This window comes from Desulfobaculum sp., from assembly GCF_054921475.1.
The window spans coordinates 1-6,633 of record NZ_JBUDSW010000216.1 but is presented as its reverse complement, the minus strand read 5'-3'; the positions used below and the strand labels follow the sequence as shown (position 1 = coordinate 6,633).

Sequence of the window (6,633 nt, the reverse complement as noted above, 5' to 3'; positions counted from 1 at the left end):
AGATGGCGGACGGCTCCTGCGGCGTTGGCGAGGCTGTTCCCCTGCCGGGCTACGGCGCGCATGGCGTAGACGAGGTGGTGGCGGGCGCGCAGGCCCTGTGCCGCGCTGTGGTCGGCCTCTCCCCCGACAGAGCCCTTGCCCGGGCCACCATGGCCGCGCGGGAGAATCCCTTTGCCGCTTCGGCCATGGGCGCGGCGCTGGAACTGCCGAAGTGGCTGGAGCACGCGCAGGGCGGCCTTGGCATTCCGCTGGTGCACCCTGTGGATGCGGACAGCCAAGAGGGCATGCTGTGCGTGATGGAGGACGCGTGCGCCGCCGGGGCCACGGAATTGAAGATGAAGATAGGGCGCGATGTGGAGAGCGACATCGTTGCGGCCCTGCTGGCTTTGGAGCGCGCGCGGGACTGCGGGACGCGGGTACGCTTTGACGCCAATCAGGGCTACTCGCCGGACGAGGCGCGGGAGTTTTGCCACGCGTTGGAGTCTGCTGGCGTTGGGGAGGAACTGCGCTGGGTGGAGCAGCCCCTGCACCGCGACGATTGGGACGGCATGGCCGCGCTGTGCGCGTCCACCCGCCTTCCGCTGCTGTTGGATGAGCCGATATACCGCGCGGAGCATGTGGACCGGGCGGCGCGCGTTGGCGCGTGCGGGGTCAAGCTCAAGCTGTGCAAACATCCGGGGCTGTCCGCGTGCGCGGATTTGGCGCGGCATGCCCGCGCGCTGGGGCTCGCCGTGACCCTTGGCAACGGCGTGGGCACGGACATCAGCAACCTTGGCGAGGCCTTGGTGTGCACCGCGGCGCCACAGGCCTTTACGGGCGCGCTGGAGTGCAGTGGCTTTTCCCGCGTGAGCGCGCCGCTTTTGGGCGGTGCGGTACGGCGCGAGAACGGCGCGCTGGTCGTGGACGGCGCGCCAATGGTGGATGCGGCAACCTGCGTAGCCCTTCGTAGCGCATCGGAGCGGTGCTGGTAATGGCCGGTGCGGGGCGTCAGCGGCCACGGGTTTTTCTTGGGCTGGCCAATATTGCGGGGTTTGCCTCGGGCGTTGCCGGGGGCATGGCCGCCTGCGGCGTTCGCGCCACGGTGGTGGAGATGTATCCGGAGCGCTACGGCTACCCCGGCGAGCGGCATATCTTTACGCGGTGCTTTGGCGCGTTGGCGCGGCTGAAGGGGAAACGTTCTCCCGCTGTGTGGCGGTGGCTGGTGGAGGCGCTGGTGCGCGCGCTGGGTGTTGTCTGTTTTGTCTGGGCGGCGGCCACGCATGATGTCTTTATCTTTTCCTTCCGGTCCTCGTTTTGTGTGGTGCGGAGCTTTGCGGACTGGCGGGTATTGCGCCTGCTTGGCCGCCGGGTGGTGTGCATGTGCCACGGCGGCGATGTGCGTCCGCCGTATCTGGATGCCGTTTGCGGCGCAGCTTCGCCGCAGAAACTCATTTGCCACACGCGGCGCATGGCCCGCGCCTGCCGCGCCATGGAGCGCGGCGCGGACGCCGTCATCTGCAATCCGGCCTTTGCGCTCTTCTTTTCCCGCCCTGTGGTGAATGTGTTTCGCGTGGGCATTCCTGCCCCGGCGCAGACCGCCGCGCCGCAGCCCGCTGATGCTGGGCGCGCGCCTGTGCTGGTGCATTGTCCTTCTGCCTCGGCAGTAAAAGGCTCGGCGGAGATTGCGCGTATGGTGAAAGAGCTTGCGGCCGAGGGCGTGAGCGTGGACTACCGCGAGCTTTCCGGCGTCCCCCACGCCGAGGTCCTTGCCGCCCTTGCCGGGGCGGATGTGGCCGTGGACCAACTGTGGTCGGATACGCCCATGCCGGGGTTTGCCACGGAAGCCGCGCGCTATGGCGTGCCTTGCGTGGTGGGCGGCAGTGTGGCCGAGTGGGCGCCCCGCTGGACCGCGCACGCCGCGTTTGCGCTGGACAATGTCGTCCCGCCCCGCGCCGTAAAGGAGCGCCTGCGCATTCTGCTGACGGACCCGGAGGAGCGCCGCCGCACGGCCCACGCGGCGCGGGAGTTTGTGGACCGGCACCGCCGCCCGCAGGTGGTGGCGGAGCGTCTGCTGCGCGTGGCGCGCGGTGACCTGCCGCCGCAGTGGTATTGCGCGCCGCAGGCCGCGCCCGTGGCGGGCAGTGGCTTGCCGCGCCGCGCCGTGCGTCAGCGCATCCGCGCCGTGGTGGACGCTGGGGGGCTTTCGGCCCTGTGCGTGCGTGGCCCGGTGCTGGGCCGCCTGCTGCAAACCCTTTCGGAGGATGACCATGCCTGACGCCGCGCCACATGCCACGCCCCACACCGCCCCTGGCGCGCTGGACGCCCCGGCGACGCAGGCCCCTGCGCCGCTTGCTCCGGCGTACGAGCGTGTTTTTGCCGAGTTGGCATTGCCGCGCTACCGCGTGCATGCGGTGGCGGACTTTGTGGTGGACGGCGGCGGGCGCGCGGACCCGGATGTGGTGAACGTTGTCCTTCGGGTGGACGTGGACCCCGGCGGCCTCCAGTTTGCCGCGCCTCTTGCCCGGCATCTGCGCGGGCTGGAGCTTGACGCGAGCTTGTATTTTTTGACGGAGACGGCCCGGCACTATGACGTGTGGGACAGCGGCGTGCCCGCGGCTGTGGCCGGGGCGGGCATGGAGGTGGGCGTGCATTCCGACCACCTGTACACGCAGGTGCAAGGGGGCGGCGACGGCCTTGCCCGGCTGCGGGAGGACATTCAAGGCATGGGCCGCATTGCGGGGCAGCGCGTGCGCGGGGTGGTGGGGCATGGGCATCCGGGCATTGACGCCATGGGCCGCGCCAGCCGCGACCTGTACGACGCCGTGCCCCCGCAGGACCTTGGCGTGGACTACCACGACGGTGGCTGTGGCGGCTACGTGCGCGAAACCATGGACGGCCCGGTGCCGCCCTGCGATGTGTGGCTCATCGACTACCTTGGTCCCGGTGGCGGCGGCTGGACCGTGTGGCCGGGGCTGCCGCTGCGGCGGCTCCGGCGCGCGCGGCGCGGCGCGGTGGTGCACATGGTGGTGCATCCGCTCAATGCCTACCAGTGGTGGCGGGGCTGGGACGGGCGCTATGGCGAGGTTCCCCCACGGCGGCCCGGATACCTTGGACGCATGGCGCGGGCGCTTCGGGCGCGGGTGCGGCATGACCTGCTGCGCGGACGCGGGGCGCCGTACATGTTGGCTGTGGCGGGCATTGAGGTGGCGGCGTGGACGTTGGCCAAGGGCGTGGGCCTTGTGTGGCCGCGCGGCGAGCGGGCCGAGCGCGACACCTCATGGGCCGCCGGGCGCGAGACGATTTTTGCCAAGGGCCTTGGCTACTGGCGTGCGCGGCTGGAGCGCCTTGGCCTGACCAGTCCGGGCGCGCGGGTGCTGGAGGTCGGCTCCGGCGACGGGCAGTGGCTCCTTGCCTTTGCGCAGGACGCCGCCGAGGTGGTGGGCATTGAGCCAAACCGGATTTTTCGTGAGACCAGCGTGCAGACCATTGCCCAGCACCCAGACCGCGCCCAGCGCATCACGGTGCAGGACGGCGTGGCCGAGCGCCTCGCCTTTGCCGATGCCAGCTTTGACCGCGTGCTGTGCGCCGGGGTGCTGATGTTTACGCGGCAGGACAAGGCCCTAGCCGAGATGGCGCGGGTGCTGCGGCCCGGCGGGCTGGTGTGCGTGACGGTGAACGGCCTTGGGTGGTTCGTTATGTACTGTCTTGACGGCCTGCGGCACCGCAGCGTGCAGAAGATGCGCTACGGCCTGCAGGGCATCGTAGGCACCCTTGCCCGCTGGTGGTTTGGGCGCGACACGCGCTTTGCCCGCGCCGTGCGCGCCGACGAGATGCGCGCCATGCTGGCGGACTGCGGCCTGCGCCTTGTAGACGTGCGCTATTTTCAGGGCATCCGCCAGAACCCGGACGAGCATCTGGGCTGGCCCACCAACTACGCCTTTGTGGCGCAAAAACCCGTGGAGGACGCGTGAGCATCCGGCAGCGGCTGAGGCGCGGCGCGGCGCGGATGGCAGGCGCGCGGGCGACACCGGCTCTTGCGCTGGGACGGCGCGTCATGGGCGGATTATTTGACGGCGCCCCCCGTGTGGTGGTGTGCGCCATGCCGCGCAGTGCCTCGTCGTTTGTGACCACGCTTTTTGCCCACGCCCTGCGCTGTCCCCAGCGGCCACTGGTGGCGGACTATGCGGACACGGAGCAGAATCTGTCCCTTGCGCCCATCCTTGACGCATGGCCGCAGGGCTTTGTGGCCCAGCATCATTTTTTGCCAACGGCAGGGAACCTGCGCCTTGTGCGCCAGTGCGGGCTGCGGCCCGTCATTCTCTACCGCGATGTCCGCGACGTGCTGGTCAGCCTGCGTGAGGTTCTCGTCAAGCGCATCCATGAGCTTGACGGGGAGGCGTGGCGCCACCGCACATCGGCGCTGTTTATCGCGCCATGCGGGCCGGAGTTTGCCGCGTGGAACGAGGAGCGGCAGATGGACCTGCTTGTGGACTATGCCGCGCCGTGGCTGGTGCGCTTTTACGCCACGTGGCAGCGGGCCTGCGCGGGCGGGCTGGACGCCGCGTGGTGCGGCTACCCGGAGGTGACGGCGGACCCGGCAGCGGCGCTGACGCGCCTTGGCGAGGCGCTGGCCCTTGGGTTTGACGCCAGCGATGTCCGCCGCGCTGTGCAGGCCGCCGCATCGCCGCGCAATTTCAACGTGGGCCGCGCCGGGCGCGGGCGCGGGGCGCTGACCCCGGCGCAGGAGCGGCGGCTGGTGCGCCTTGGCGCGTATTTCCCGGATGCGGGCTGTGAGGCCATTGGCCTTGGCCCCGCTGTTGGGGGCGCGTCATGAGCCATGTTGCCGTGCGCGTAGAGGGCCTTGCCAAGCGCTACCGCCTTGGGGTGGTGAATACGGGCTGGCTGTTCCGGGACATTCAGTCGTGGTGGGCGCGCCGCACCGGACGTGATGACCCCGCCGCTGTGGTGCACGAAAGCGGGCTGGAGCGCGCCGCGCCGCGAAGCGGGCACATCTGGGCCCTGCGCGGCGTGGACCTCGATGTGGGGAAGGGCGAGGTGCTGGGCATTGTGGGGCGCAACGGCGCGGGCAAGTCCACCCTGCTGAAAATTCTTACCCGCGTGACCCTGCCAACGCAGGGGCACGTGAAGCTGCGCGGCCGCGTGGCCAGCATGCTGGAGGTGGGCACGGGCTTTCATCCCGAACTGACGGGGCGCGAGAATATATTCCTCAACGGGGCCATCCTTGGGATGCGCCGTGCGGAGATTGCGGCCAAGTTTTCGGAGATTGTGGACTTTTCCGGCGTGGGGCGCTTTGTGGATACGCCGGTGAAGCGGTATTCGTCCGGCATGTATGTGCGCCTTGCCTTTGCCGTGGCCGCGCATTTGGAGTCGGACATCATGCTGGTGGACGAGGTGCTGGCTGTGGGCGACGCGGCCTTTCAAAAGCGCTGCCTTGGCAAGATGGGCGACGTGGCGGGGCAGGGGCGCACCGTGCTCTTTGTGAGCCATAATATGGCCGCCGTACGGAGCCTGTGCTCGCGCACCATCGTTCTGGAGGATGGGCGCGTGGCCTTTGATGGCGACACCGCCAGCGCCGTGGACCACTACCTTGGCGTGCGCGGCGACGTAAGGGCCGAGCTGGGAATGCAGGAACTCACCCAGCGCGCCGTGCCCTACGCCCCGGACGGCGAGGAGGTTCTGCGCCCTGTGCAGCTGCGCCTTGAGGACGCCGGCGGCGCGCCGCGTACGCGCTTTCACTCCGACGAGGAAGTCTGCCTGCGCGTGGCCTACGACGTGCTGTCGCCGGCGGCGGAGTTTCGCATTGTGGTGATGCTGACCAACGACGAAGGCGACCCCATCGTCACGGCGGACAGCGCCGACGGCCTTGCCCCGGACGAGGACTTTTCCCTTGCGCCGGGGCGGTGGGAGTCCGTGGCGCGCTTTCCGGCGGAGCTTTTTGGGGCGCAGCGGTTTTGGGTGAACGTGACCGTGCAGGCTCCGGGGCGGCACCATGTGGCGCTGCAGCGCGCGCTGCGCTTTGATGTGGTGTTTGCCGGGTTCAACCCGCGCAACGTGTCCAGCGCGTCGCGCAAGGGCTACATCCGCCCGCGTGTGGCGTGGACGCGCCGCCGCTGTGCGGCCGTGGAGGAGGGCGCATGACCCGCCGCGAGGACGATATGCCGTGGACCACCATCATCACCCCCCGGCGCGGCTGGCTGGACATCGGCCTTGGCGCCCTGTGGGAGTACCGCGACCTTGTGCTGCTGCTGGTGCGGCGGGATTTTGTCTCGCGCTACAAGCAGACCCTTCTTGGGCCGGTGTGGTTCGTACTCCAGCCGCTGCTCATGACCGTTGTCTTCACCGTGGTCTTTGGCAAGATGGCCGGGTTGTCCACGGATGGCGTGCCCGGGCCGCTGTTCTACTTTGCCGGGGTGGTGTGCTGGCGCTACTTTGCCGCGTGCCTGACCAAAACCTCGGACACCTTCGTGGCCAACGCCGCCATCTTTGGCAAGGTGTACTTTCCGCGTCTTGCCGTGCCTGTGTCTGTGGTGCTGTCCAATCTGTTCACCTTTGCCCTGCAATTCGCCTTCTTTTTGATTCTGTACGCGTTTTATGCGTCCGGTGAGGTCAGTGTCCGTCCGGGCGCCGCCGTGG

At 69.2% G+C, this 6,633-nt stretch carries 6 protein-coding genes; all 6 read left to right on the top strand.

The annotated features are described in order from the left end of the window. A partial coding sequence (locus ACY69P_RS12930) for a mandelate racemase/muconate lactonizing enzyme family protein (RefSeq protein WP_462327769.1) occupies positions 1 to 971 on the top strand: 971 nt, incomplete at its 5' end. Further along, positions 971 to 2,254 carry a glycosyltransferase family protein gene (locus ACY69P_RS12925; RefSeq protein ID WP_462327768.1) on the top strand — a complete coding sequence of 428 codons (1,284 nt, stop codon included), beginning with the start codon at positions 971 to 973 and terminating at the stop codon, positions 2,252 to 2,254. The genes ACY69P_RS12930 and ACY69P_RS12925, both read left to right, overlap by 1 nt. Further along, positions 2,247 to 3,950, top strand: a complete 1,704-nt coding sequence (locus ACY69P_RS12920) for a class I SAM-dependent methyltransferase (protein WP_462327767.1) — start codon at positions 2,247 to 2,249, stop codon at positions 3,948 to 3,950. The genes ACY69P_RS12925 and ACY69P_RS12920 overlap by 8 nt, the downstream gene beginning before the upstream one ends. An 83-nt stretch (positions 3,951 to 4,033) precedes the next feature. Continuing rightward, positions 4,034 to 4,813: a hypothetical protein gene (locus ACY69P_RS12915; RefSeq protein ID WP_462327766.1), complete on the top strand. Its 780-nt coding sequence runs from the start codon at positions 4,034 to 4,036 to the stop codon at positions 4,811 to 4,813. Then, on the top strand, positions 4,810 to 6,138 hold the full coding sequence (locus ACY69P_RS12910; RefSeq protein WP_462327765.1) for an ABC transporter ATP-binding protein: 1,329 nt from the start codon (positions 4,810 to 4,812) through the stop codon (positions 6,136 to 6,138). The genes ACY69P_RS12915 and ACY69P_RS12910 overlap by 4 nt, the downstream gene beginning before the upstream one ends. Continuing rightward, on the top strand, positions 6,135 to 6,633 hold a 499-nt coding region (locus tag ACY69P_RS12905; RefSeq protein ID WP_462327764.1), incomplete at its 3' end, for an ABC transporter permease. The genes ACY69P_RS12910 and ACY69P_RS12905, both read left to right, overlap by 4 nt.

Coding starts and splice junctions, on each gene's coding strand:
- ACY69P_RS12925 (WP_462327768.1), top strand. CDS start 971: ATGGCCGGTGCGGGGCGTCAGCGGCCACGGGTTTTTCTTGGGCTGGCC.
- ACY69P_RS12920 (WP_462327767.1), top strand. CDS start 2,247: ATGCCTGACGCCGCGCCACATGCCACGCCCCACACCGCCCCTGGCGCG.
- ACY69P_RS12915 (WP_462327766.1), top strand. CDS start 4,034: ATGGGCGGATTATTTGACGGCGCCCCCCGTGTGGTGGTGTGCGCCATG.
- ACY69P_RS12910 (WP_462327765.1), top strand. CDS start 4,810: ATGAGCCATGTTGCCGTGCGCGTAGAGGGCCTTGCCAAGCGCTACCGC.